This is a genomic window from Microcoleus sp. T2B6 (genome assembly GCF_036700475.1).
Taxonomy (GTDB): Bacteria; Cyanobacteriota; Cyanobacteriia; order Cyanobacteriales; family Microcoleaceae; genus Microcoleus.
Genome location: NZ_JAUBOZ010000024.1, coordinates 61,997 through 85,480, shown reverse-complemented (window position 1 = coordinate 85,480; position 23,484 = coordinate 61,997). Strand labels below are relative to the sequence as shown.

Genomic DNA, 23,484 nt, shown 5'->3' with positions numbered 1-23,484 from the left:
AACAGGCAAGATGCCTGTTCCACAAAATATAAATTTTCTTGTGGAACAGGCATCTTGCCTGTTCATAAAAGGCTAATGGAGAATGGTGCAACATCTCAGTATCAATAAACTCCTGTGATATCACTTTTTTCTCAATAAACTCAGCAAGACACTTTTGTCATTATATTATGACTAGCCCTACAGCAACCCTGTTAATTTCCTGTCCCGATCGCAAAGGACTCGTCGCCTTACTTGCCAATTTTATAGCCTCTCATAACGGCAATATCATCCACGCAGATCACCATACAGATTTTACCGCCGGATTATTTCTGAGCAGGCTAGAATGGCAATTAGATGATTTTGACTTAACCACCGAACAAATAACACCGACTTTTAGTGAAATTGCCAAGGACTTACAAGCCAATTGGCAATTGCATTTCTCTCATAAAATTCGACGCATCGCAATCTGGGTAAGCCGTCAAGATCACTGTTTATTAGACTTGATTTGGCGACAGCGATCGCAAGAAATTAGAGGTGAAATTCCGCTGATAATCAGCAACCATGAAAATTTAAAGCCCATTGCCGCACAATACGGTATCGACTTTGAGTATATTCCCATTACTAAAGACAATAAAGCTCTTCAAGAAGCACAACAGTTAGAACTTCTTAAAAAATATAAGATTGATTTAGTAGTTTTGGCTAAATATATGCAAATTTTGAGTCAAGACTTTATCAGAAAATTTCCCCATGTGATTAATATTCACCATTCATTTTTACCCGCGTTTGTGGGTGCAAATCCCTACGAAAGGGCTTATGAAAGAGGGGTAAAAATTATCGGTGCAACAGCCCACTACGTTACACCAGATTTAGATGCTGGCCCGATTATCGAACAAGATGTTGTGCGCGTGAGTCACCGCGATGAAGTGTCTGATTTGATTCGCAAAGGTAAAGATTTAGAAAGGGTTGTTTTAGCAAGGGCGGTGCGATATCATTTACAAAATCGTGTTTTAGTTTACGGCAATCGGACTGTGGTTTTTGCTTAAAAATTAGGCATCATATCAATCCTGGTTTGTTACTCCTTTAATCACTCGGCGAGCGATATCAATTCCGGTTGCACGAGCGCAGTGCAGCGAATCCCAAAGTTTTCTCAACTTGATATTTTTCATGAATTGTGATGGGGTTAAGATTGTCCGTTGCTGTCAATTTGCGATCGTCCTTGGGCAAATGTTCCCACAGCTCCGCCAATACTGCGAGGTTTCGGAACTTTACTTTTACCCGCTGGCCATCCTTCGCGCTGCTGGGAGCGATCGCCATCGGTTTCTTCGGTTTGGTCATGAAACAAAATTTGTCGCGTGGGATAAGGCAAATCGATGCCGTTTTCCACAAGCTTTTTTTTAATAGCACAAATTACCTTGTCGCGCGATCGCATATCGTCCATTCGGCGCGGCGGAGTAATCCACCACCGAACGCGGATATTGACGGTACTTTCTGCTAGCTCAACCACCAGCACATCGGGTGCAGGATCTTTCAACACCTCCTTTATGCTGTACAATGCTTCCAGCATTAACTGCTTGGCGCAATCAATATCGTCGCCGTAACCAATACTAAAATCGTATTCCGTGCGCCGTTTATCGAAAGCGGTATTCACTGTCACCGAATTCGTAAACAATTCCGCATTGGGAATGACAATCCGGCGACCATCATAGGTGAGGATTGTTGTAGCCCGCGTCTCAATATTTTCTACCGTTCCCTCAAAGTTTTTAAACACAATCTGGTCATCGATTCGGAACGGTTCCGTCAACAGAATTAGGATACCGGCTAAGAAGTTTTGCAAGATATCGCGAAAGGCAAAACCAATCGCCACCCCGCTAATTCCCAGCAATTGAATCAAATCCCCAGCTTTAAATGTGGGAATTATAATCGAAAGAGAAATAAATAGACCAACTAGAACGATCGCACTCTGGGCTAACCGTCCTAACACCAGCCCCAAATTTCGAGCTTGGTGGTGGTGGCGGGTAACTCGCCTGACCACTCTCTTAATTTGCCTACCCACAAAGTAAAAAATTGCAAAGACAATTAACGCCAGCACAATATTAGGCAGCATGATCATAAAGCCGTCGATCATGCTCTGAATCTTTTTCCAGACTATGGATATCTCTGCCTTCATGAAGTTTCCTCGCCTATCAGTCGTTGTCGATAGTAGTAGAATCTAGCTCGATTAAGTTCTATCTAAAGACTGTAGGTTGGTAGGACGCGAGGAAGATTTTGTGGCAGTCCTCAAAATTTTGAATGCAGATTATAGGTTGAGATATATAGCAATTCTAAATGAATTGTGTAATTTTTGTAGGGGCAAACCCCCGTGGTTGCCCCGATCCGTATGAATTGTGTAATTTTTGTAGGGGCAAACCCCCCGTGGTTGCCCCGATCCGTGGGGGGTAGGCACGGGGAGTAGGGGTAGCACTACCCCTACTTATTTGTACAACTGATTTAGGATTGCTATATAGCAATCCTAAATGATTCAGATAAATTTGTAGGGGTAGTGCCCCCGTGCCTACCCCCTATCTATAGGGCAACCACGGGGGGATTGCCCCTACAATAATTATGAGAATGATTTAGGATTGCTATAGTACAGTTACATCGATTAGTAGACCATCCGTAGATGCGGAATAATATCAACTCAGCCCTTCATCGGAATTATTCATCTCTCTTCCCTTCCTCTGTATCCTCTGCGTCCTCTGTGGTTTAATCATTCCGATATAAGCGGAATTGAATATCCTAAAGAAGCTGATAAATTAATGCAGCCTAATTGCAGTTAAGGCAAAAACAACGCATCGCTGACTAAATCCCACCTGCTAAAGGGACTCGCCATGCCGAAAATTCCTGAATTTGTAACTCCTAATTCCCAAAGGGCGGTAAATCGAGTAACTGATTTTTAGAAGGTGGAAGTTGGGCGGGATTTTTGCCTGGGGCAGAAGTTTGGCGGATTTCCAGAGCAGTTTCGCCAGGATTTGCAGTGCGAGTAGGTACTATTTCTAAAGAATATACTGTCTCCGTTTTTGCAGGGGCAGGATTTTGGGCTTTCGTGAGCAAGTCAACGGCATCTCCGAGGGCGCTAGTTAAATTTTTGCTAGTTTCGGCGTGACGGGCTTCTTCTTGTTTGAGGGCTTGAGTGAGTTGTTTAACTTGTTCGATCGCCCGATCGCGCTCTTGAAGAACTTCTGTTAACTTAGCTTTAAGTTCGCCTACAGTTTGCAGTTGTGCGACTTCCTGCTGGCGAGCAACCCCAGCATCGTCGCCTTCGGGCATAATGGGGGAAAAATTTTGTAATTGCTGTATTTGTGCTTCCAGAGAAGCGATGCTTTGCTGAGTTAATTTCGCATCATTCCGCCGCTGCTCGGCTTCGGTATTGTATAGTTGGCGCCACTGAGCGGCACTTTCACCGGCCTCATCTCGATCGCGCGAAACTTCTGTTAACTGCTGTTGCAGCCGCTTGATTTCATCTAACCACTGTCTGACATCCTGAGCCATAATATTGATTTTAGATTTTAGATTTTAGATTTTAGATTGGGGAATTGGGAATTGGCAATTGAGAATTGGCAATTGCGAGTTGATAATGGCTTATATCGTTTCCGGTTGCATCGGAATGATTTAACCGCAGAGGGCGCAGAGAACGCAGAGGGAGAGAATACAGAGAGGAATAATTCCGATGCAACCGGATTTGATATTAATTAATTAACGACTTGTGTACCTCATCTTTCGCCCCATTGCCTGTGCGCTATGAACATTTTTTACTGGTTGCGCTACCTGATTTTAGCTCTGTTTCAGGCATTTTTGAGGCTGCTTCGAGCACTCAAACGGAAATTTGGGGGGTTTTGGCTGTTTTGTCGGTGTTTGACTTGGGGCACACTCAAGGAAGTCGCCGCGAAGGCGGGAGAACAGCGCTTGCCGGGGCTGTCTGCGGAAATGGCCTACAATTCTATGCTGGCGCTGTTTCCGGGGCTGTTGGCTATCTTATCTGCGATCGCCCTCTTTGAACCTTTGCAGTCAACACTTTATCAAATCGCCCGTCTTTTGGGCGAAGTTATACCCGATGACGTGCGGAAGTTGATTGGTGGCTTAATCAAAGAAATTCTGTTAACTCGCAGTAAAGGGCTGTTTTCTGTGAGCTTTCTTGGGGCGATTTGGGCATTTTCTGGAGTAATGAGCGCGGCGATGGCTGCACTCGATCGCATCCATGAAATTCCGAGCGATCGAACTCGACCATTTTGGAAAGCAAAACTTATTTCTCTGGCGCTGAGTATCGGTACAATTGTGCTGTTAATTCTAGCATCGGGAGTAGTCTTTGTCAGCGACTTAATTGTACAAGCTATTGCCCGCCAGAGTTGCCTGCTGGAGTCCGTTGCCAATTGCGATTTAAAAGATGTTCAAAATTGCTTGCTACTCGCCGGCAATTGCCCTTTGGAGTCGCAATTGTTAGGTGTTTGGCGGCTGTGGCGGTGGCCGATTTCTTTGGGAATTGTATCACTTGCCTTTGCCTTTGTTTACCGCTACGGGCCTAGCCGCCGTCAACCAGATATTCCTATTTTGTCTGGAGCTGTTTTTGCTGCTATTTTGTGGGCGCTCTTTTCAGCTTTATTTCGGGTTTATGTTGGGCATTGGGGCAATTTCAGTTGGACTTACGGCACGATCGGAACTTTTATTGTGTTGCTGCTGTGGCTCGATATTTCTTCTTTGGTGATGCTGATCGGCGCTCAGTTAAATGTAACAGTCGCAAAGGCAATGAAACTAAAATAACGGGCATTGGCCAAACAGGGCATTGGCCAAACAGGGCATTGGGCATTTGTTATTTGTTATTTGTTATGACAACAGTGAACAGTGAACAGTGAACAGTGAACAGTCAAAAAACTATTATTAATTACCGGATGCCGGCTTACCTGCGGAGTAAAGTGCTGAGGATACCCGCAACAAAAGACAACAAAATTAGTATCCATATCACACCACCGGGAAGGAATGTCAATATCCCAACACCTCTGAGAATCCAAACTAGGAGGGTGAGGCCCAGGATAGTCAAAAAGATGCGGGTAGATAGTCGCATTTGAAATCTAGGAGAATTAGTCATGTTGAATGTTAAAGTTTTGTCTGGATCAATGATAGCTGCTTTGCTGGCGATCGGCAGTTACCTCACTTTAATTTCGGTTCCGGGTTCCGCTGTTGCGCCTGGGGGTGCAAATAAGCTGGGGGAAACGGCAAATGCTGCTCAAAAAACACCTTCTGCAAGTTTAACAATTTCCGATCGCACAATTGGAGCGGCGAAGGTGGGAATGACTTTCGGACAATTGAAAAAGGCTCTGGGTTCCACGGCGCAGTTTAAAGTTCAGTCTCCTTTTATGGTAGACTTTGATGCTGTGGCTGTCAGCCGATCAGGAAAAGTGCAATATCGGATTATCTACGCTGCGGGTACAAAGCTAAAAGATACCGATGTCATTGAACTTTTGATGACTGATAATTCTAATTATAAAACAGTTCAGGGCGTCGGGCCGGGAATGACTCTGAAACAAGCTGAGGCAATTTACGGCAAGGCTACTTTATCTTATAACGTGGATAATGAAATGAGAGAAAATGTAGTTTTTGCCAAGCAACCCACTAGAAACATTATGTTTGTTCCCAAGGCTGAAGGCAAACAATTTGGGGGAGTTTATGGCGCTGGTAAAGGGGGATTTTATCAGACTAATAAGTATCACCCGAATGCTGTAATTAAGTCTGTGATGGTGCGGAAGTAGCCTTCACATCATTCCCAGAAACCGGGTTTCTTCCGAGATATCTCGCCACCCAACCTAAATCATCCGAGAAACCCGGTTTCTTAGCCTAAAATTAAGGATTACCTGTAGTTACGTCCAAATACTCTTGATTGTCAAGATAAGTTTTAATATTCTCCAGTATTTTACGTAGGTATTCTATGACTTCCTCCTTGATCTCTAAAAGTTCCTCAATAGTCTTATCTCGGCCCACGTCTTCAAAAGACTTAAGTCCGTGCGCTAAGTCGTTCCTGTTGTGTTTAATAACTACAAGTTTTTGCCCGTTCTTTGTCTTAGCAAAGTCTGTTTGATATGAAAAACCGTATTTTTCGGCTATTTCTTTAATCACCTTAGCATCCACATTCCCTGAAAATAGTTCTTTGCGTTCAAATGTAGCTGTGATGATGTCTGTAGATATTTGGTTGATATGTAAATTAATTTTCTTAGGAGAACGCTTTTTAAGATTTTGAAGAACAATCATTTTGATTTCTGGTTTGAGTTGATCGAAGGAGATTGCTTGATTTTTAAACTCATCAAATATGGCTTCAATGGCATTTCGCATAGTGGATTCAACTAAATTATACAGCAACAAAAAACCATTAGCTTTGAGAGTTTTTGCTAACTCTGGATCGAGGCTTTGAATTTGGTATTTGCCACGAGTATCGAATAAAGCTAACTTCGTTGTCTGTTTTTCCAAGCTCTCCAGAAAAATGAAGTAATCATTCACCTCTTTGGCGCGTGTATTAAAGTCTAAAAATACAGTATTCATGAGTGTGACATGGCAGTTAATTGCGGAAATATTTAATACGCGCCACTACTTTATTTCTAAAACGGGTTGCCTCAGATTGTGTGCAGTATGTAAAGTGGATTGACATTGCACTTAAAATGATTGTATCCGTTTAAATAAATCTCTTCGGACTTCCTTATTTGCAGCTTCAGTTAATTGGATCGTCCGAACTGTCTTTCGGTTGAAGTTCCTCTGCCGAGGCAGGAGTAAATCACTAAACTTAAATCCATTTAAACGCTCTATTTTTTTGAGTCCAGTTAAGGTTAATTCGTTGTTAACAAATCTAGTTAGGGTAAGAATGCGTTGTGCACCGTCTACGATTTCAAAACGTGGTTCATCATTTTCATCATGACCGATATCAACAACGAATATAGAAGGTATGGGCAGCCCCCAAATTACCGATTCGATAAACTTTGATTGCCTTGCTTCATCCCAAACAAGTTCACGTTGATAGTCCGGAATAAACAACTTATTAGTATCATCGTTAATTCCTTCCATATATTTTTGAACGAGTATTTCGACTGGATACTCTTTCGTGTCGTAATTAATTTGCTTCTGCTTGTCGCGAATTTCCATTTCAGCAGCATTTCTGTCTTGAAGCGTAATTTCTTCTAGTTTCGATCGCATAGTTTTAAGTAACGAGAAAGTGTTGTGGATACGATCATTTTACCACAGCCCAAGGTTGATAAAGTCGTGTTCGGAGAATTTCAGTCTTGAGGCCACCCCAGTGTAAATTCTGATTTGGCTGAGAGGGTACGGACGATCGCACTTATCAAAAAAAGTGCGATCCCCCAAATTAAATCAACTCAAAACAGCCGGAAAATTACAATTTATAACCGGCTGGCGAGGGAATTGGCACAGCGGCCCAACGCCGATAAACGGTTGCTGTCCCCGCTTAAATCGAACACAACCTCAAACTTAACGTGCGGTATAGTTTGTCGCAAAAACTGAAAATGGCCGTCTGCGTCAGAACGACTGCGGAAGCGGGCAACAATTATCCATTGCTCAGAGGGTAACAAACGGGCGATCGCCCAACAGCACAAGCGGTCTTTGTATGTCAACATAGAACTCGTCTCCATTGATATTTTTGGAGCCAGAGCCAGCCCGGAACCTTCCACAGTAAGGGGCTGGCTTCTGACGTTTTAAGGCCTGAGCCTTATATACACTAATAGCATATTTTGATGTTAAAAACATCAAATAACACAAAAATATATCTAATGACGTGAGAGTGTAAGATTGAAGACAATTGAAGTAAAACCATGCCAGCCCATGCCTTCACGAATGCGAGTCACAGTTACCCTGCCAGAAGACGTTCATCAGGCCCTGTCCGAATGGGCCGAAGAAGAAGATAGAACCCTTGCAAACCTGCTATCCCATGTGGCAGCTAAAGCAGTCAGAGAGCGCCAAGAGCAGAAAAAGGAAGAATCAGAAAGCGATCGCCCTTAAGCGATGACCACGGCCTAAGATGGACTGTGTTGAAATGTTTGGCAGTACAACGAATGGCTTCACGGGGAAGAGTTACCGCATACCTACCAGAGGAAATTCAAAAAGCTCTGGAAGAATGGGCAGAAGAAGAAAGCAGATCCGTCAGCAGTTTGACAACCTACCTGCTGACGAAATCTGTTATAGAACGCCAAGAACAGAAAAAAGATAAATCAGAAAGCGATCGCCCATAAGCGATGACCACAGCCTATATCTTTAACAACCGAGGAGACAACACTGCCAGAAGACTACACAGAAGCAGAACTTTTCAGCAATCCTGAAGGCATTGCCCGAACGCGAGCGATCGCCTTACAGCAAGCTCTATCACCACCCGCGCAATCTAGAGTAACAATGGGTGCTGGGGTTGTTGAAAACGCCCAAGAAAACCGCAGAGTAGTGATAGGAACCAGCGAACCCAATGGTTACTTGCGTCCGGGAGTAAAGTCTGCACTCCTATTCGGAGAAACCGTTATTCCCGGTTTTGGCCATGCAGAAGCTAACATAGTTGCTTGGGCCGTTAAAAATGATTGTAAAGTAATTGCAGTAGCAGCAGGGCGTCCTATTTGTGAAAACTGCGTCCAAACGATAGAAGGCGCTGGCGGCTTAGTCGCAAGTCCCCAAAAATCTAATCCAAGGAGTTAATTACACAATGACCGAAAATCGCTTAGAAATTCTCGCTCCTGAACAATCGGAAATGCTGAAACAAGCAACTATTTCCGAACAGCGAAATGCAGCCAAAGCCGCTTGTAAATTCGCAATTGAGCGCACTAGCTGGAGTCACCCAATTCTTGAGGAAGGATTAGAAGCGCTAGAAAAAGGTCAATGTGATGATGTTTCACTTCAAAACAAACTTCAATCCTTGGTCGATCGACTCGATGAGATTCAGTGGGACTTGCAAGAAAAAATGGGAGAAGGCAATATAGAATTATCAGATTATTTAGCTGCATTTCACACAGCGCGCGCAGTTAATTCACTCTATTTTGCCCTTGATGCAGATCCTTTTGTAGCAGCATCCGAAGCTATTTATGAAGCTCATGCAGCTACAGATGACTTAGTTACTTTGAAACAAAAGATTTTAGAAGTTTTTAAAGCACCTACCGTGATTTAGAGAAAAAAGTGCATGAAGCCCAGCTATCCCGTAGGGAATCGCCCCTCAAAAAAATAAGGTGGGTCGCAGCCCACCTTACTCAAATTATTTCGCAGTCACCAACTGTGCCGGCAGCCGCTTAAACGCCAACCTTTCATTCTCGATATCCACAAAAATGGTATCGCCATCAGCAAAATCTCCCCGCAAAATACCCTTCGCCATTTGCGTTTCCAACTCGCGCTGAATTCCCCGCTTCAAAGGCCGCGCACCGTAAACCGGATCGTAACCAATTTCTGCTAAGAAGTCGATCGCAGATTCCGACAATTTCAGAGACATTTTGCGATCGGCTAAGCGTTTTTCCAAGCGCTTAACTTGCAACAGCACAATCTGCCGCAGTTCGGCCTTACTCAAACCGTGGAAGATAATCATCTCATCAATCCGGTTCAAGAATTCTGGGCGGAAAGTTCCCCGCATCGCTTCCATCACCCGACTCCGCATTTGTTCGTTATCTCCCGCCACATCTAAAATGTATTGAGAGCCGACATTCGATGTCATAATAATCACAGAATTCTTAAAGTCTACTGTGTGACCTTGAGCATCGGTAACGCGGCCGTCATCCAGAATTTGCAGCATGATGTTGAAGACATCCGGGTGCGCTTTCTCGATTTCATCGAATAGAATCACGGAGTAAGGACGGCGGCGCACAGCCTCAGTTAATTGTCCGCCTTCGTCGTAGCCAACGTATCCCGGAGGCGCACCAATTAATCGGGAAACCGCGTGTTTTTCCATGTATTCCGACATATCAATTCGCACGATCGCTTCTTCGGTGTCGAACAAATAAGACGCTAATGCTTTGGCTAATTCGGTTTTGCCAACACCCGTGGGGCCGAGGAAGATAAAACTCGCAACCGGACGATTTGGATCTGCTAAACCTGCGCGCGATCGCTGAATTGCATCTGCAACCGCCGTCACCGCTTCATCCTGTCCGATTACCCGCTTGTGCAGTTCATCTTCCAAGTGCAGAAGTTTCTGCATTTCCGATTCAACTAACTTGCTAATCGGAATTCCCGTCCACTTGGAAATAATCTCGGCTATGTCACCTTCTGTAACTTCTTCCCGTAGCAAAGTTTTACCTGTGGTTTGAGTTGCTGACAGTTGAGCTTCTGCTTCTTGCAATTGTTTTTGCAATTCAGTTAACTTGCTATATTTCAACTCAGCAGCGCGGTTAAGGTCATATTTTAATTCAGCTTGCTGAATTTCAATATTCACCTTATCAATCTGTTCTTTAATCTTTTGAATGCTGCCGATAACACCTTTTTCCGATTGCCACTGGGCATTCAAAGCGCTTTGCTGTTCCTTGAGGTTGGCTAAGTCTTTTTCCAGTCTTTCCAAGCGTTCGATCGAAGCAGCGTTACTTTCTTTTTGCAGCGACAGTCTCTCCATTTCTAGCTGCAAAATCCTGCGATCGATTTCGTCTAGTTCTTCCGGCTTGGAGGTAATCTCCATTTTGAGTTTAGCGGCTGCTTCGTCAACTAAGTCAATGGCTTTGTCTGGAAGGAAGCGATCGCTAATATATCGAGTAGACAAAGTAGCCGCCGCCACTAGGGCGCTGTCAGAAATTTTAACGCCGTGGTGAACTTCATACCGTTCTTTCAAGCCCCGCAAAATCGAGACAGTATCTTCAACTGTCGGTTGGTCAACATAAACTTGTTGAAAACGGCGTTCTAGTGCCGCATCTTTTTCGAGGTACTTGCGGTATTCGTCGAGAGTTGTAGCACCGATACAGCGCAATTCTCCCCTCGCTAACATGGGTTTAAGTAAGTTGCCCGCATCCATCGAGCCTTGAGTTGCACCGGCACCGACAACGGTGTGAATTTCATCGATAAATAAGATGACTTTGCCGTTGCTGTCCATCACTTCTTTGAGCACCGCTTTCAAGCGTTCTTCAAATTCTCCCCGGAATTTTGCCCCGGCAATTAATGCGCCCATATCTAAGCTAATTAATTGTCTGTCTTTGAGAGATTGTGGCACATCTCCGGTGATAATTCGCTGGGCGAGTCCTTCGGCGATCGCAGTTTTGCCGACTCCCGGTTCCCCAATCAATACCGGATTATTTTTGGTGCGACGGCTCAAAATTTGAATCGTGCGGCGGATTTCGTCATCCCGTCCGATTACCGGATCGAGTTTGCCTTGACGCGCGGCTTCTGTCAAATCTCGGCCGTATTTTTCCAGCGCTTCGTATTTGCCTTCTGGATTTTGATCAGTCACTTTGTTGTTCCCCCGGACTTGGGTAATGATATCTTTGAGCTTAGCTTCAGATAGTTTAAATTCTTGTAGTAGGTTTTTGCCGAAACGATCGTCCTTAACGTAACCTAGTATCAAATGCTCGATCGAAATAAATTCATCGCCGTACTCTTTGCGATAAGTTTCGGCGCGATCGAGCAAAGTGTCGAGAGAACGACCTAGATAAACGTTGCCGCCACTTCCAGTTATTTTCGGCTGGCGACTGATAAACTCGTCAGTGCGATCGCGCAATTTTGCTACAGAAACTCCCGCTTTGTTAAATAAGCTGCTAGCCAGTCCCGATTCTTGTTCCAGCAAAGCTTTCATCAAGTGTTCGCTTTCTAGCTGCTGCTGCTGACCTGCTTTGACGATTTCGGGGGTGCGGGCGAGGGCTTCCCAGGCTTTTTCGGTAAATTGGTTTGGATTATTTGGTTGCATAAATTTTAATTCCCTGCATTAAAAATGATGATTGCTGTAGAGGCAATTGCTCGATCGCCCGTACAATTGTCATTGTAGGGAGTTGCGGAGAGGGGGCGGATCGGTGTTCCCCTATCTTGAGATAGGTATTTCCGTCCTGTGTAGCAGTCTCTCGCAAGGAAAAGCAAACTGCCGCGCCTAAAAGTTGGACTCTTGGATAAGACTGAGATGTTGCACCATTGTCAATAAGCTTTTTATGAACAGGCAAGATGCCTGTTCCACAAGAAGAAAATTCACTCTTTGTGGAACAGGCATCTTGCCTGTTCTTGAGAATAGTGCAAGATGTGAGATAAGACCAAATCTCACATTAAAAATGCTTTCTAGTGCCACTTGAAAAAACGGCACATTCTTAAACAGTCTCCTCCTGCGGAAAATGGAGAAACACTCATGTAAATAGGAGAGAGGACTTGAGAAGCGTCACAGTCCTATAGCGAAACCCGAAGCGTTATTGTTTTACTCATCAATAACAGCCGCTATAACTCTCACACCTGGAAAATATAGCTATGAAAATTGTACCTTTAATTTCGTTAGGTATTATAGCAAGTGCCGCGATCGCACTAGCCCCTGAAGCTTTGGCAAGTACCTGGCGTGCCGCACACCGGATGTCTGGCTTTTCCGCCGACAGCAATTACTACTTGTATCTAGAAAGTTCCAGAGATACAGGAGCGGGAATTCCCAAAGCAGAATTGCAAATTGTCCAAGTTGCTGCAAATTCCTGCATCAGAAATGGGTGTATCGAAACTAAATATGGCGAACCCGACTCCAATAAAAGCACTAAAATGGCCGAAGATGACTTGCTTAAAAAAAGTTGGAATAGCAGGCAAACTTTGAAGTTAACTCCTCCTCAAGCTGGAACTAAACTTAACATTATTTCTCGTACTCCCGGAGCCAATGGAAGCGAGACAGTCGCCGTCAAAGTCAATACAGCAAAGCCTTTACAAATTCGCCTGGAACAGCGGCAAAAAAATGCTTCTGCTGGCAAAGAAAGCGCGGCAATGCGTCTTGTAATTAATCATAACGGTCGGCAGCGTGTCCTCGGATCGCTGAACAATTTTCAAGATTGGGTGTTCTCTTATTCCATCCGAGAAGTTCGTTTGTCTCCGAACGGGCGCAATGTCGTTGTCCTGCTGGACAAGACAGAACGCACTTTTGAAGGAGTCTTGAAAACTACTGTTGTACAAGGCTTTGTTCTTTAGGCTTGCTATATTCCCAGGTTTTGACCTGGGAATTATCAAAACTTACAAGGATTGTTGGCCAATTTTAATCATGTTCCCTGAGTAAAAGTGATTTCACAAATGACCACTTTACTATCTCTAGACCGAGATGAAATCTTCAGAAACGATGAGATTGGGAGCAACACCTATCAAAGAAGCTAAAACTTCACCGCTGCTGGTTACTGTAATTAATGTGCCGTCAGTTCCCGGCGAAATTGATAGCTGTCCGAAGGTCAAGCCATTGATTAGTTGCACGGTATCTTGAGAGTTGGCGAAATCAGCGATCGTATCAACTCCCAATCCCGCACCTAAAACAAATACATCGTTGCCCGCGCCGCCGACTAGAATATCGTTTCCCAAACCGCCGTTGAGAGTGTCAAAACCTTTGGCGCCATTGAGGATATCGCTGCCCTCGCCCCCGACAAGGATATCGTTGCCCCGCAAACCGGTGAGTACGTCATTACCTTCCACACCGTTGATGATATCCTTGCCGCTGGTGCCAGACAGGTTGTCGTTGCCGGGAGTGCCGTTGATGTTGTTACCAAGAGGATTATTGCCTGGAATGTTACCGATGTCAGAAACAAAAACATCGATGTTATTGTTAGTATCTCCCGGTACGAGGTTAGTGGCATCAGATGAAAACGCTACTCTCCCCCCATCTGCAGAGATGGAGGCCTCGAAGGACAGGCTGTTCCCCTGATTGCCTGCTGAGTCAACAGAAACGCGGGTGGTGGTGTTGGCTAGCGTGTCGCGCACGAAGATGTCGCTTCTATTGTTAGTGTCCCCCGGCACGAGGTTGGAGGCACTAGAATGAAACGCCACAAACCGCCCGTCGGTTGAGATGGAAGCGCTGTTGGAGTTACTGTTCCCCTCATTGCCTGCTGAGTTCGTAGAGACGCGGGTGGTGGTATTCGTCAACAAGTCCCGCACGAAGATGTCGATGTTATTGTCAGTGTCCCCCGGCACGAAGTTTGTGGCAAAAGAGGAAAATGCCACAAACCGCCCGTCGGCTGAGAGGGAGGGGTTGTAGGACTCCCCGTTCGCCTGATTGCCTGCTGAGTTCGTAGAGACGCGGGTGGTGGTATTTGTCAACAAGTCCCGCACGAAGATGTCGTTTGTATTGTTAGTATCCCCCGGCACTAGGTTTGTGGCAAGAGAGGAAAATGCCACAAACCGCCCGTCGGCTGAGAGGGAGGAGCCGTAGGACTCCCTGTTCGCCTGATTGCCTGCTGAGTCAACAGAGACGCGGGTGGTGGTATTCGTCAACAAGTCTCGCACGAAGATGTCGGCTGTATTGTTAGTGTCCCCCGGCACTAGCTTGGAGGCGTCAGAAAAAAACACCACAAATCGCCCGTCGGGGGTGATGGAGCCACCTCCGGAGGCATTGTTCGTCACCTGATTGCCTGCTGAGTCAACAGAGACGCGGGTGGTGGTATTCGTCAACAAGTCCCGTAAGAAGAAGTCGTTTGTATTGTTAGTGTCTCCCGGCACAAGGTTTGTGGCATCAGACCAAAATGCCACAAACCGCCCGTCGGCTGAGATGGAGGGGCTGTAGGAGTCGCCGAGAGTCTGATTGCCTGCTGAGTCAACAGAGACACGGGTGGTGGTATTGGCTAGCGTGTCCCGCACAAAGACATCCTCGCTAGCGTTAGTGTCTCCCGGCACGAGGTTGGATGCTGGAGATTCAAACGCCACAAACCGCCCGTCGGGCGAAATGGAAGCAGAGGAAAAGGTGCCCAATGGCCCTCGATTGCCCTGATTGCCTGCTGAGTCAACTGAAACGCGAGTAATATTCATAAGCCCTGATATTTCAATAGTCCGAACAGTTTTTATTTCGTAGTCTGAAACCCTCAATTTTCCGTTGGTAGCTCGATCGCCTTGGAGCCTTGAAACCCTTCTCCTACGGTTAGTAATCAACAACTGTCCCAAGTATTCATATTTAAGAGTGCAACTTTGGAGATGGGTTTTGCGATCGCACGGCAATTGGGGCTATTTACACTTTATGCCCTAACCGACGAAAGCGCTTGCTATATCAATACATTTTAAAATTTCCCTCTTCCTTCCTCCCTCTTTCTTTTTCGTTGAATATCTGCCTCCTGACTATGGACGAATGCTCGAATAATTAATCCGTATATCCGTGTCAAAATCCATATCTTGCCTCACCGAAAGCATCCAGGATACAATCCCTCGGATTCATCCGTGGAGAAATAAAAAACCTGTATCCCATAAACTAGCCTCCGAATTTATCCGTCGGGTCAAGGCTTCAATTCTTTAATCTAAAATCTAAAATCTAAAATCTAAAATCGATTGACTTCATGCCTGCATAACTACCCGTTCCGGGAGACTGACAATAAAAGTTGAACCTTTACCGTCTTCGCTTTCAACGCTAATTTCGCCGCCGAGAATTTGACATAAACGCTGGCTAATTGTCAATCCCAAACCCGTGCCTCCGTATTTGCGGGTAGTCGAAGCATCAGCTTGGGTAAAAGGTTTAAATATCTGCTCTAATTGCTCGTTTGTCATGCCGATGCCGGTGTCGCTGACTCGAAACATTACAACTTGAGAAGTGTAGCTTGAACCCGATTGAATATCATTATTTTTATTTTGTTTGGTCGGTCTTGATTTTTCAATTTTAATTCTTTCCACGCCGATAGTAATGACGCCTTTTTCGGTAAACTTGGCAGCATTGCTGAGCAAATTGAGGAGAATTTGCCGCACTTTCGGTTGGTCGGCGTACATTGTGCCGAGTTCGCCTTTTGTTTTCAGTGCTAAAGCATTGCCTTTTTTTTCTACTAGCGGTTGAGCCGTAGTCATCACTTCTTCAATCATCGTTGCCACGTCGAAGTTTTCCAAATAAAGGGTGACGTGACCTGCTTCTATTTTGGAAATGTCTAGGATGTCGCTAATCATATCCAGCAGGTGTTTGCCTGCGGTTTGAATTTTTTCTAAGTCCGGGAGAAAGTCTTCTGAACCAGAATCTTGAGCATCTTCTTGCAGCATTTCGCTGTAGTTAATGATGGCGTTGAGGGGGGTGCGTAGTTCGTGGCTCATGTTGGCGAGAAATGCACTTTTGGAGCGGTTGGCAGCTTCGGCTGCTACTTTTGCTTCGTGCAATTGTTCTGTGTATTCGCCTACTCTTTGGATTAGTTCGTTGAGGGAAATTGCTAGCATTCCCACTTCGTCGGAAGTAGTGACGGGTACTTGCAGGTCAAAGTTTGATTCTTCTGTCACTCGCTGAGCGATGAGGGTGGTGGCTTCTAAGGAGCGAGCGATCGCCCCGCTGGTGTATGCTGCTAGAATTGCTGCGATCGCACCTGATATCAAGAGAGAGCAAACGAGAATGAGAGTTCCGAGTTTTTCGGCATTTTCGTAGGTTCTCAATGCCTCGTCTGCTTTCTCGCGAAAGTTGACGGCCAGTTGGGCTGAATCCTCGGAAAACTGTTTGAGTTTCAAAGCAGTTTCGCCAGCCACAAAATTGTTCAAGTTCCGCCCCAAAGCCTGCTGCTGTTGCGGATTCAAAGCAGATAATTTGGCAGCAGCCAACAATTTTTGTACTTGTTGAAAGTATGATTCTACGGTTTTGCCGTTGGCTTGAGCGAACTGTTGAAGCTGTTGGTAGTCTTTGGCAGCCTCGGCATTCTTCGTTGGCGGTAGGGTTTGCAGTTGTTCGAGGATGCCGCTCATCTGAGCAACGCGAGTCAGGAATTCCGATCGTTGGCGATCGAAAATTTGCGGTTGGGCAGTCAGACTCGCGAGCTCTTGCTGCTGAATTCTGACCTCCTGCACCGTGTTGTTGAGGTTTGTCAGGATTTCCGCTTTATCTCGGTCGAGCGCTAGTTTTTCTCTAACTTGCTGTTTGTGATAGGATTCTACTCCCCGTCCCGCCACAGCACCCAAAACGGCAATACTAATGACCAAGGCGTATCCGCAGCCGATTTTCTGCCTGATACCTAAGCGGCCCAACAGACTTTTCAACCCTATTTGAGGACGGTTCTGCAGTTGATTTTTCAAAGCTAAGGTTAAAGACATGGGCAATGTACTCGTCACCTTTGAGAGGCACCATCTATATTCTAATTGATGCCTGCCCGAGGGTAAATAAAGTTCTGGCTTCAAGCCAGCTTTCGGCAGTTATTGGGCCTTTGCAGGGTTCCACAGCTCGATCGGCTTGAGAGTTTGCAGGAATTATGCGTAACAAATTATAGCAGAAGGAATAACGCTCTTCGGCTGCCTTCGGCTCTTTTCCCTTCGGCGATGCGATCGGGCAAGTCGCGGTTCATGAGCGAAGTCGAAGGGCAGGGCAACTCACTCAGAGTAAAAAAAAGCAATAAGGAAGAACCAGTCAATCGATTTTAGATTTTAGATTTTAGATTTTAGATTGAAGCCTTGACCCCACGGATGAATCCGGGGGCTTGTATCCTGGATGCTTTCGGTCAATCGATTTTAGATTTTAGATTTTAGATTTTAGAGGCGACCCCACGGATAAATGCGGGGGCTCTTCTGATTTTCGATTTTCGATTTTGGATTGATTCCACGGATAAATCACGTGGCGGGTACCACCTTTGAAATTGGTGGTCAAAGGCATGGTTTCAGATAATTGAAGTCATTAATAACCTACTCACCGTCGGGCGTGGTTGCGATATAAGTCGCGAGTTATAAGTTGCAAGTTATGAGTTAGATTTCTGATTGAAAACTCTACTCTACTCGCAACCCACAACTCGATAGCTGTTCCCCTACTGGCAAAGTCGAAATTGTGCTATCTCCGCAGGAATTCTTGAAGCATTAGGTACGCTAGCACTTGCCGGAACGAAGATTCCCAGGCCGTAACTGCAACCCTCTGCCGTCGTGCATTCCCCAGGCTTAGCACTGATTTGATATTCGCCTTGGGATGGGGGAGTAAAAGAGATTGACGCCAGTTCGCCTGTTTTTTGACTCACAGCGATTTCCTGACCGCTGGCATCCTTGAGAGATAAGTTTAAATCCTGGCAATTTCCGTCGCAAGTGGCAACAAAAACATACTCCACATTAGGATGCAGCGTTGCTCTAAAAGGAGATGAAACTTGCTTGCGAACTTGGCCCAGCAACGGCACAAATACTAATTTTTGACCGTTGCCTTTCCGCTGGTCAACTTCTGTTTTCAAGCGACAAACAACCGTTTTTTGGTCGTTGGTCAGTTCTTGAGCAATAGCATTTCCTACGATTGCAGTACCGAGGAGCAGAGCCATGCCGGAAATAACCAGATGTTTGAAATTCATTGATGTCCCTTAAGGTTAATTTTTTGCTAATTGATTGGATTTGCACAAAGAATCTATCGGTAGGGTACGTCTCGGCGCGCCTTACTGCGACAGGTAGTGTCTAATTTAGCAGGCCTGATGCAGCACTGTCTATTTACAAAGGCAATTGATTAATTGTCCCTATATACAATCGAGATTCTGCTAGTAGACTACCAATTGCCATCTCTGACTCCATCGGGATCGACTTTGAGCTTTTTAATTTGTGCTTGAGGAATGTCAACAGATGTATCGTCTTGCTGCGGTGCAAATCCCTGATTTTCGTCCATCTCTTTGACAGACTTGACTTGAGAAAGGATACTTGAGGGTGCGACAGATCCTTTTTCTTCGTCGTAAAGGTCGAACCAAGGAAGACCGTATTGACTGTAAGTTTTGGCAGTAATGGGCGTGTTTGGCGGTTCTTTACCAGTGATTTCCCGATACATCATGCTATTAACAATGTGGACGTATACTCTGCCGAAATTTGCCTCGTCCCAGGTGTTGATACCGTAACTATCGGGATAAATTTCTTGTTTCATTTTACCACCTGCTGCTAATCCCATTTCCGCACTACCAAATGTGGCACAAGCCATAGGTGCAAAATCACTAAAGCCTCTACCTCTCAGTAATTGTGAGGGCGGCGGTTCTTCTGGAAATAACCCTGGTTTCGGATCGAATACAATGATTTGAATGCCACCAAATTCTTCTTTACCAGTTACTTGTCCTTCGACAGTGTAACCCATACCGAGAGGCATAGCAACAAATTGGCGGATGTAACCTTCACCAGCATTGATACCATCTAACCAGGGTTGATCTGGACAAATGACATAATCTTGGTCATCAGCTTGCAGTTTTTGGTGCCAAGGTTTGCCTGAAACGGCATTGATTTTACCAACAGCAATTTTAACAGCATTGGGCCGCCAATCAACGCCTCTAAAATAAATCCACAAAGCTTCCCGTTGATACATGGGAATAAACACGCCCCCGTGTTCTTTCCAAGTTTCAGGTACTGTAGAAATGTAGTCATCAACTTTGCAGACTGGAAACTTGCCTAATCCCGGCGGTAAGGGATAGGTTTTACCGTCGTCGGGTATCCGCAAAGTGCGTTCAAAATTCAGGGAGAAGTGTTTACCGAAACAGATCGCGTTGTTTTTTACGGTGATTTCTAACATGGGGATTCTTAGATAAAGAACAATTACCAGAAAATCAAAATTTCGCTCATTTGCCGTTCTGTCTAAATTGCCAAGCTGGCACAAACTTGGAATCACCCCAAACGCCGCGACGATTTTTCTTAGCTTCGGCTTCTGCTTGTTCCAGAATACTTGCACTCGGACAGTTTTTCAAGTAAGGACGGTAAACCATTGCTAATCCTTCGCGGGTCAAAACTTCTTGGGCAAATGTGCCGTTTGGCAAGCGAACTTCGCTAACTTTGCGGCCGTAGCGGTCAGTATCTGTGACTGTCAAAACAACGCGACCGCCCCCTTGTTTGACTAGCTGCTGCATTCTTTGGTGGGCTAGATTTCCCCACTTAAATTGATTTTTTTTTGCTGATGCTTTGCTATTTTTCTCAGCGTTGGTGTGGGCGACTTCCGGTGCATCTATGCAGGCAAAACGCACTTTGATATCTTTTCCAGCGCTATCGCTGGCGACCAGGGTGTCGCCGTCGCTGACTCGCTTGACAGCATAGTTATTCGGTGCAAACTTTTGTGGACACCCGAATAGTAGCAATAGCACAGCAACTGCACTTATGGTTTTTATTTTTGGGAAAATGACGATTTTAGTTTGGCTCATATTTCTCTGTTTTATTTAGTTTCCATCCAATTTTGCCCAGCGTGGATGTCAACTATCAGCGGTACCATACCTGGCGCATTTTCCTTCGCACTTGTATTTTTCGGCAGAGCATTTTCCATCGCACTTATAATTGTCGGAGCATTTTCCATCGCAGTTCTAATTTTCGGCTGCAATTCTTCCCATTCATCGGGAGGGACTTCAAAGATTAATTCGTCGTGAACTTGCAGCAGCAGCCGCGCCTGATAGTTTTGCAAAATTTTGTGTACTTCAATCATGGCAAGTTTAATGATATCAGCACTGGAGCCTTGAATCGGAGCGTTGGCTGCGGCGCGCAAAGATTGGGCGTCATCTCTGCTGAGAGATTTAAGTCGATCGGAGTGAATGTCTTGGGGATTGCGGCCTTGGTGTTTTAAGTCGCGGAGGCTTTCGCTCTCGAATTCAAAATAGCGGCGGCGGCCTAGAATTGTGGTAACGTATCCGAGGGCGATCGCCTCTTTTTTTACTTTCTCCAAATATTCAAAAACTTTACTATAGCGAGCGTTAAATTTAGCAATAAACTCCTTGCCATCTTTGGAAGTCTTGCCCATCGATCGCCCAAACTTGATCGCCCCCATACCATAAACTACTCCAAAATTAATCGTTTTGCCAAACCTGCGCTCGTCGGGAGTTATTTCTTCCTTTTCAAATAAAAGTTGAGCCGTCACGGTATGCACATCTCGGTTATTTTGATAAGCTTCAATTAACACAGGTTCTTGACTCAAATGAGCCAAAATTCGCAGTTCGATTTGAGAATAGTCAGCCGACACCATCAGCCAACCTTCTTCGGGTAAAAAAGCTTTGCGAATTTGCCGTGAAAACTCGGTGCGGATGGGAATATTTTGTAAATTTGGATTGGAAGAAGAAAGCCTTCCCGTACCCGTTGCAGTTTGGTTAAAATCTGTATGCACTCGCCCGGTATCCGCCCGCACTAACTGCGGCAAAGCATCGACATAAGTTGATTTCAACTTGGATAATGTTCGGTGTTCTAATAAATCGTCTACAATCGGGTGGTCTCCTTGCAATTTATCCAATACAGCCGCGTCTGTAGAGTATCCCGTCTTAGTTTTGCGAGACTTTTTCTGAAACTCATCCGGGATTTTTTCTAACAAGATTTCGCTGAGTTGTTTGGGGGAACCTAAATTAAACTTTCTCCCCGCTGCTTGATAAGTTTTTTCTTCTATTTCTTTTAAGCTCTTTTCTAGCTGTTGCGATAGTTCTTGCAGATATGCTGAATTAATGCGAATTCCGCAGTATTCCATTTCAGCTAAAACTGGTTCTAGGGGCTGTTCTACTTCCAGCAGCAACTTCTGCAAAGACTTATCGGGAAAGCTAGATTCATCAGCTTCCTTCAATTTGGCTTTAAGTGCCCCAACTAAGTGAAATGTAGTGTAAACATCCATGCCGCAGTAGTCGGCTACTTCTCGAATGCTAATGTCAGCAATTGTTTGGTTTTTCGATACTAATTTAGTATAACTTTTGGGATTATTGCGTAAGTATTCCCTTAACGATTCGCTGACACTGTGATTGTCTTCTGACTCGACTAAGTATTTCTTTGACAATTCGCTGAGGCTGTGGCTATTTTCGGGATTGAGTACGTAACTGGCTAGCATGGTGTCGAAGACGACTCCGGCTAGTTTGATTCCCTGACAACGCAGGATCGATCGATCGAACTTAGCATTTTGCAGCGCTTTGGGATAATTCTCGCTTTCCAAAATCGGACGCAAAGCAGTTAAAACTGTGGCTTTGTCCAAGTTTGTGCCCGTTTTGTGTCCCGTGGGAATGTAAGCGAGATCCTCTTCACCGGTTCCCCAACAGCAGCCAATTCCGACTAATTCGGCGTCTCGCGGTTCGATGGCGGTGGTTTCGGTATCCCACGCCACGGGTGAGGCTTTGTCGGTGAAGGTTTGCAGCAGTTCGACTAATTCGTTTAACTGTTCGGTTGTTTCAATTATTCGGGGTTTAATTGGCGGTTTTTTCTGTTGCTGAGCGGCTTTTTTTCTCTCCATATCTGCGTTAGTTTCTTCGAGAGAATAGAAATCTACATCTTCTGCTGAATTTTCAAAAGTTTGAGGTGAGGTGGGGTGGGCATCTTGCCCGCCCTGTTCCAAGGGCTTTTCTACACCCTCCAAGGGCTTTTCTACACCCTCCAATGGCTGTTCTAGGGTGTTTTCCGACGAGGCAGAGCCTCTGGATATGCGTTCCCGGGCAGAGCCTGGGAACGAGGAGGATTCTTGTGGTTTTTCCTTCTCTTCTGTGCCACCAAAACGCTTTTGAATTTGCTTTACTTTGCTTAAAAATGTTTTAAATTCCAACTTTTCCAGCATGGGAATCAAGGCTGATTCGTCAAAACCTATCAGCTTGCAATCTTCTAAGTTGATTTCTAATGGCACGTCTTGGACAATTGTCGCCATGCGTTGAGAATGATAAGCAGCCTCTTTGCCTTCTTCTAGCTTTTTCTTAGTTGCTCCTTTAATCTCGTCGATGGCTGCATAAATTCCATCTAGGGAATTGTAAGCTTCCAGCAATTGCAGTGCGGTTTTGTCGCCGATGCCTTTGACTCCGGGAATATTATCGGATTTGTCGCCGCACAAGGCTTTGTAATCTATTACTTGTTCGGGCAAAATACCGAGTTTTTCTTTGACTGCTTCCGGGCCGTATTCTTGGGATTTGCCTTTGCCCGATCGCCTGAGTTCATCGGTACTCAAATATAATACGCTGATTTGTTTTTCGGTTTCTACTAATTGAAACAAATCTCGATCGCCCGTGAGGATTTTGACCTGATAACCCGCCGCGCTGGCTTTGTTTGCCAAAGTTCCCAAAACATCGTCCGCCTCGTAGCCGGGAGCAGTTATTGCAGGTAAATTCAAATAGCTGAGGAGTTCTTGCAGGTTTTTGATATCGGGGATGAAATCTTCGGGAGTTTCGGCACGACCGGCTTTGTAAGTTTCGTCTGCTTCGTGGCGAAAAGTGGGTGTGGCGAGGTCAAAGGCGATCGCCATGTACTGGGGATCGTGGGCGGCCATAACTTCCAGCAGCGACTTGAGAAAGCCAAAACAGACGCTGGTGGGAATGCCTGTTGTCGTTCGCAAGCCTCCGTCTCGACTTTTGGCAAAGGCGAAGTAGGAGCGAAAGGCCAGGGAGTGGCCGTCAACTAAGATGAAGATGGGAGCTTGATTTGCCGACACAGACACAAATACCGATCGCACGAAAGGATTTTCTCATTGTACTCAGTTGTCCGCCTGCATTGATCGACCCTAGGGATGGCCCGCAGACTTGAGGACGC

General features: G+C 45.3%; 22 protein-coding genes. 8 read left to right on the top strand and 14 right to left on the bottom strand.

From position 1 onward, the window contains the following. The first annotated feature begins 167 nt into the window (after positions 1–167). On the top strand, positions 168–1,022 hold the full coding sequence (gene purU / locus QUA00_RS13630) for a formyltetrahydrofolate deformylase (protein WP_333409957.1): 855 nt from the start codon (positions 168–170) through the stop codon (positions 1,020–1,022). Between the two features lie 137 nt (positions 1,023–1,159). On the opposite strand, the gene QUA00_RS13625 is transcribed toward purU, so the two are convergent. Further along, on the bottom strand, positions 1,160–2,146 hold the full coding sequence (locus QUA00_RS13625) for a mechanosensitive ion channel family protein (RefSeq protein WP_333409956.1): 987 nt from the start codon (positions 2,144–2,146) through the stop codon (positions 1,160–1,162). A 728-nt stretch (positions 2,147–2,874) separates the two neighbouring features. Beyond that, entirely contained in the window at positions 2,875–3,507 is a 633-nt protein-coding gene (locus tag QUA00_RS13620; RefSeq protein ID WP_333409955.1) for a hypothetical protein, read from the bottom strand. Positions 3,508–3,756: 249 nt separating this feature from the next. Here QUA00_RS13620 and QUA00_RS13615 point away from each other — a divergent pair, with 249 nt between their 5' ends. Together QUA00_RS13615 and QUA00_RS13610 are read left to right on the top strand one after the other, a co-directional pair. Next, entirely contained in the window at positions 3,757–4,773 is a 1,017-nt protein-coding gene (locus QUA00_RS13615; RefSeq protein WP_333409954.1) for a YihY/virulence factor BrkB family protein, read from the top strand. A 323-nt stretch (positions 4,774–5,096) separates the two neighbouring features. Then, a complete protein-coding gene (locus tag QUA00_RS13610) occupies positions 5,097–5,759 on the top strand; it encodes a hypothetical protein (RefSeq protein ID WP_333409953.1) in 663 nt (220 codons plus the stop codon). Positions 5,760–5,850: 91 nt separating this feature from the next. Here QUA00_RS13610 and QUA00_RS13605 read toward each other — a convergent pair whose 3' ends face one another. From QUA00_RS13605 to QUA00_RS13595, 3 genes are all read right to left on the bottom strand, one after another. Continuing rightward, positions 5,851–6,543 carry an MAE_28990/MAE_18760 family HEPN-like nuclease gene (locus QUA00_RS13605; protein WP_333409952.1) on the bottom strand — a complete coding sequence of 231 codons (693 nt, stop codon included), beginning with the start codon at positions 6,541–6,543 and terminating at the stop codon, positions 5,851–5,853. Positions 6,544–6,654: 111 nt separating this feature from the next. Next, the gene (locus QUA00_RS13600) at positions 6,655–7,188 is read right to left on the bottom strand and encodes a DUF262 domain-containing protein (protein WP_333409951.1); all 534 of its coding nucleotides are present in this window, start codon (positions 7,186–7,188) and stop codon (positions 6,655–6,657) included. 203 nt (positions 7,189–7,391) lie between these two features. Continuing rightward, a complete protein-coding gene (locus QUA00_RS13595) occupies positions 7,392–7,640 on the bottom strand; it encodes a hypothetical protein (RefSeq protein WP_333409950.1) in 249 nt (82 codons plus the stop codon). Between the two features lie 190 nt (positions 7,641–7,830). Here QUA00_RS13595 and QUA00_RS13590 point away from each other — a divergent pair, with 190 nt between their 5' ends. From QUA00_RS13590 to QUA00_RS13575, 4 genes are all read left to right on the top strand, one after another. Continuing rightward, positions 7,831–8,007, top strand: a complete 177-nt coding sequence (locus tag QUA00_RS13590) for a ribbon-helix-helix domain-containing protein (protein ID WP_333029546.1) — start codon at positions 7,831–7,833, stop codon at positions 8,005–8,007. Between the two features lie 53 nt (positions 8,008–8,060). Beyond that, a complete protein-coding gene (locus QUA00_RS13585; RefSeq protein ID WP_333409949.1) occupies positions 8,061–8,237 on the top strand; it encodes a ribbon-helix-helix domain-containing protein in 177 nt (58 codons plus the stop codon). Between the two features lie 157 nt (positions 8,238–8,394). Beyond that, positions 8,395–8,685, top strand: coding sequence for a hypothetical protein (locus QUA00_RS13580; protein ID WP_333142611.1), 291 nt, complete (start codon positions 8,395–8,397; stop codon positions 8,683–8,685). A 7-nt stretch (positions 8,686–8,692) separates the two neighbouring features. After that, entirely contained in the window at positions 8,693–9,151 is a 459-nt protein-coding gene (locus QUA00_RS13575; RefSeq protein ID WP_333409948.1) for a hypothetical protein, read from the top strand. An 84-nt stretch (positions 9,152–9,235) separates the two neighbouring features. On the opposite strand, the gene clpB is transcribed toward QUA00_RS13575, so the two are convergent. Continuing rightward, positions 9,236–11,851, bottom strand: a complete 2,616-nt coding sequence (clpB, locus tag QUA00_RS13570; RefSeq protein WP_333409947.1) for an ATP-dependent chaperone ClpB — start codon at positions 11,849–11,851, stop codon at positions 9,236–9,238. Then, complete coding sequence (locus tag QUA00_RS13565; protein ID WP_333409946.1) at positions 11,838–12,098, bottom strand: hypothetical protein; 261 nt, start codon at positions 12,096–12,098, stop codon at positions 11,838–11,840. The genes clpB and QUA00_RS13565 overlap by 14 nt, the downstream gene beginning before the upstream one ends. 295 nt (positions 12,099–12,393) lie before the next feature. Here QUA00_RS13565 and QUA00_RS13560 point away from each other — a divergent pair, with 295 nt between their 5' ends. Further along, positions 12,394–13,086, top strand: coding sequence for a DUF2259 domain-containing protein (locus tag QUA00_RS13560; RefSeq protein WP_333409945.1), 693 nt, complete (start codon positions 12,394–12,396; stop codon positions 13,084–13,086). A gap of 117 nt (positions 13,087–13,203) precedes the next feature. Here QUA00_RS13560 and QUA00_RS13555 read toward each other — a convergent pair whose 3' ends face one another. The 7 genes from QUA00_RS13555 to polA all read right to left on the bottom strand — a co-directional run bounded on the left by QUA00_RS13555 (position 13,204) and on the right by polA (position 23,407). Further along, positions 13,204–14,901, bottom strand: coding sequence for a calcium-binding protein (locus QUA00_RS13555; RefSeq protein ID WP_333142606.1), 1,698 nt, complete (start codon positions 14,899–14,901; stop codon positions 13,204–13,206). 516 nt (positions 14,902–15,417) lie between these two features. After that, a complete protein-coding gene (locus tag QUA00_RS13550) occupies positions 15,418–17,133 on the bottom strand; it encodes an ATP-binding protein (RefSeq protein ID WP_333409944.1) in 1,716 nt (571 codons plus the stop codon). 167 nt (positions 17,134–17,300) lie between these two features. Continuing rightward, positions 17,301–17,447 carry a hypothetical protein gene (locus tag QUA00_RS13545; RefSeq protein WP_333409943.1) on the bottom strand — a complete coding sequence of 49 codons (147 nt, stop codon included), beginning with the start codon at positions 17,445–17,447 and terminating at the stop codon, positions 17,301–17,303. 387 nt (positions 17,448–17,834) lie between these two features. After that, complete coding sequence (locus QUA00_RS13540) at positions 17,835–18,356, bottom strand: hypothetical protein (RefSeq protein WP_333279792.1); 522 nt, start codon at positions 18,354–18,356, stop codon at positions 17,835–17,837. A gap of 188 nt (positions 18,357–18,544) precedes the next feature. Further along, positions 18,545–19,543 carry a hypothetical protein gene (locus QUA00_RS13535; RefSeq protein ID WP_333409942.1) on the bottom strand — a complete coding sequence of 333 codons (999 nt, stop codon included), beginning with the start codon at positions 19,541–19,543 and terminating at the stop codon, positions 18,545–18,547. Between the two features lie 46 nt (positions 19,544–19,589). Continuing rightward, complete coding sequence (locus QUA00_RS13530) at positions 19,590–20,162, bottom strand: thermonuclease family protein (RefSeq protein WP_333409941.1); 573 nt, start codon at positions 20,160–20,162, stop codon at positions 19,590–19,592. A gap of 11 nt (positions 20,163–20,173) precedes the next feature. Further along, positions 20,174–23,407 carry a DNA polymerase I gene (gene polA / locus QUA00_RS13525; protein ID WP_333409940.1) on the bottom strand — a complete coding sequence of 1,078 codons (3,234 nt, stop codon included), beginning with the start codon at positions 23,405–23,407 and terminating at the stop codon, positions 20,174–20,176. Positions 23,408–23,484: the final 77 nt, after the last annotated feature.

What these genes read in the sequence shown, in the direction of transcription:
- purU (WP_333409957.1), top strand. Translation starts at nt 168, where the DNA reads ATGACTAGCCCTACAGCAACCCTGTTAATTTCCTGTCCCGATCGCAAA.
- QUA00_RS13625 (WP_333409956.1), bottom strand. Translation starts at nt 2,146, where the DNA reads ATGAAGGCAGAGATATCCATAGTCTGGAAAAAGATTCAGAGCATGATC.
- QUA00_RS13620 (WP_333409955.1), bottom strand. Translation starts at nt 3,507, where the DNA reads ATGGCTCAGGATGTCAGACAGTGGTTAGATGAAATCAAGCGGCTGCAA.
- QUA00_RS13615 (WP_333409954.1), top strand. Translation starts at nt 3,757, where the DNA reads ATGAACATTTTTTACTGGTTGCGCTACCTGATTTTAGCTCTGTTTCAG.
- QUA00_RS13610 (WP_333409953.1), top strand. Translation starts at nt 5,097, where the DNA reads ATGTTGAATGTTAAAGTTTTGTCTGGATCAATGATAGCTGCTTTGCTG.
- QUA00_RS13605 (WP_333409952.1), bottom strand. Translation starts at nt 6,543, where the DNA reads ATGAATACTGTATTTTTAGACTTTAATACACGCGCCAAAGAGGTGAAT.
- QUA00_RS13600 (WP_333409951.1), bottom strand. Translation starts at nt 7,188, where the DNA reads ATGCGATCGAAACTAGAAGAAATTACGCTTCAAGACAGAAATGCTGCT.
- QUA00_RS13595 (WP_333409950.1), bottom strand. Translation starts at nt 7,640, where the DNA reads ATGGAGACGAGTTCTATGTTGACATACAAAGACCGCTTGTGCTGTTGG.
- QUA00_RS13590 (WP_333029546.1), top strand. Translation starts at nt 7,831, where the DNA reads ATGCCTTCACGAATGCGAGTCACAGTTACCCTGCCAGAAGACGTTCAT.
- QUA00_RS13585 (WP_333409949.1), top strand. Translation starts at nt 8,061, where the DNA reads ATGGCTTCACGGGGAAGAGTTACCGCATACCTACCAGAGGAAATTCAA.
- QUA00_RS13580 (WP_333142611.1), top strand. Translation starts at nt 8,395, where the DNA reads ATGGGTGCTGGGGTTGTTGAAAACGCCCAAGAAAACCGCAGAGTAGTG.
- QUA00_RS13575 (WP_333409948.1), top strand. Translation starts at nt 8,693, where the DNA reads ATGACCGAAAATCGCTTAGAAATTCTCGCTCCTGAACAATCGGAAATG.
- clpB (WP_333409947.1), bottom strand. Translation starts at nt 11,851, where the DNA reads ATGCAACCAAATAATCCAAACCAATTTACCGAAAAAGCCTGGGAAGCC.
- QUA00_RS13560 (WP_333409945.1), top strand. Translation starts at nt 12,394, where the DNA reads ATGAAAATTGTACCTTTAATTTCGTTAGGTATTATAGCAAGTGCCGCG.
- QUA00_RS13555 (WP_333142606.1), bottom strand. Translation starts at nt 14,901, where the DNA reads ATGAATATTACTCGCGTTTCAGTTGACTCAGCAGGCAATCAGGGCAAT.
- QUA00_RS13550 (WP_333409944.1), bottom strand. Translation starts at nt 17,133, where the DNA reads ATGTCTTTAACCTTAGCTTTGAAAAATCAACTGCAGAACCGTCCTCAA.
- QUA00_RS13540 (WP_333279792.1), bottom strand. Translation starts at nt 18,356, where the DNA reads ATGAATTTCAAACATCTGGTTATTTCCGGCATGGCTCTGCTCCTCGGT.
- QUA00_RS13535 (WP_333409942.1), bottom strand. Translation starts at nt 19,543, where the DNA reads ATGTTAGAAATCACCGTAAAAAACAACGCGATCTGTTTCGGTAAACAC.
- QUA00_RS13530 (WP_333409941.1), bottom strand. Translation starts at nt 20,162, where the DNA reads ATGAGCCAAACTAAAATCGTCATTTTCCCAAAAATAAAAACCATAAGT.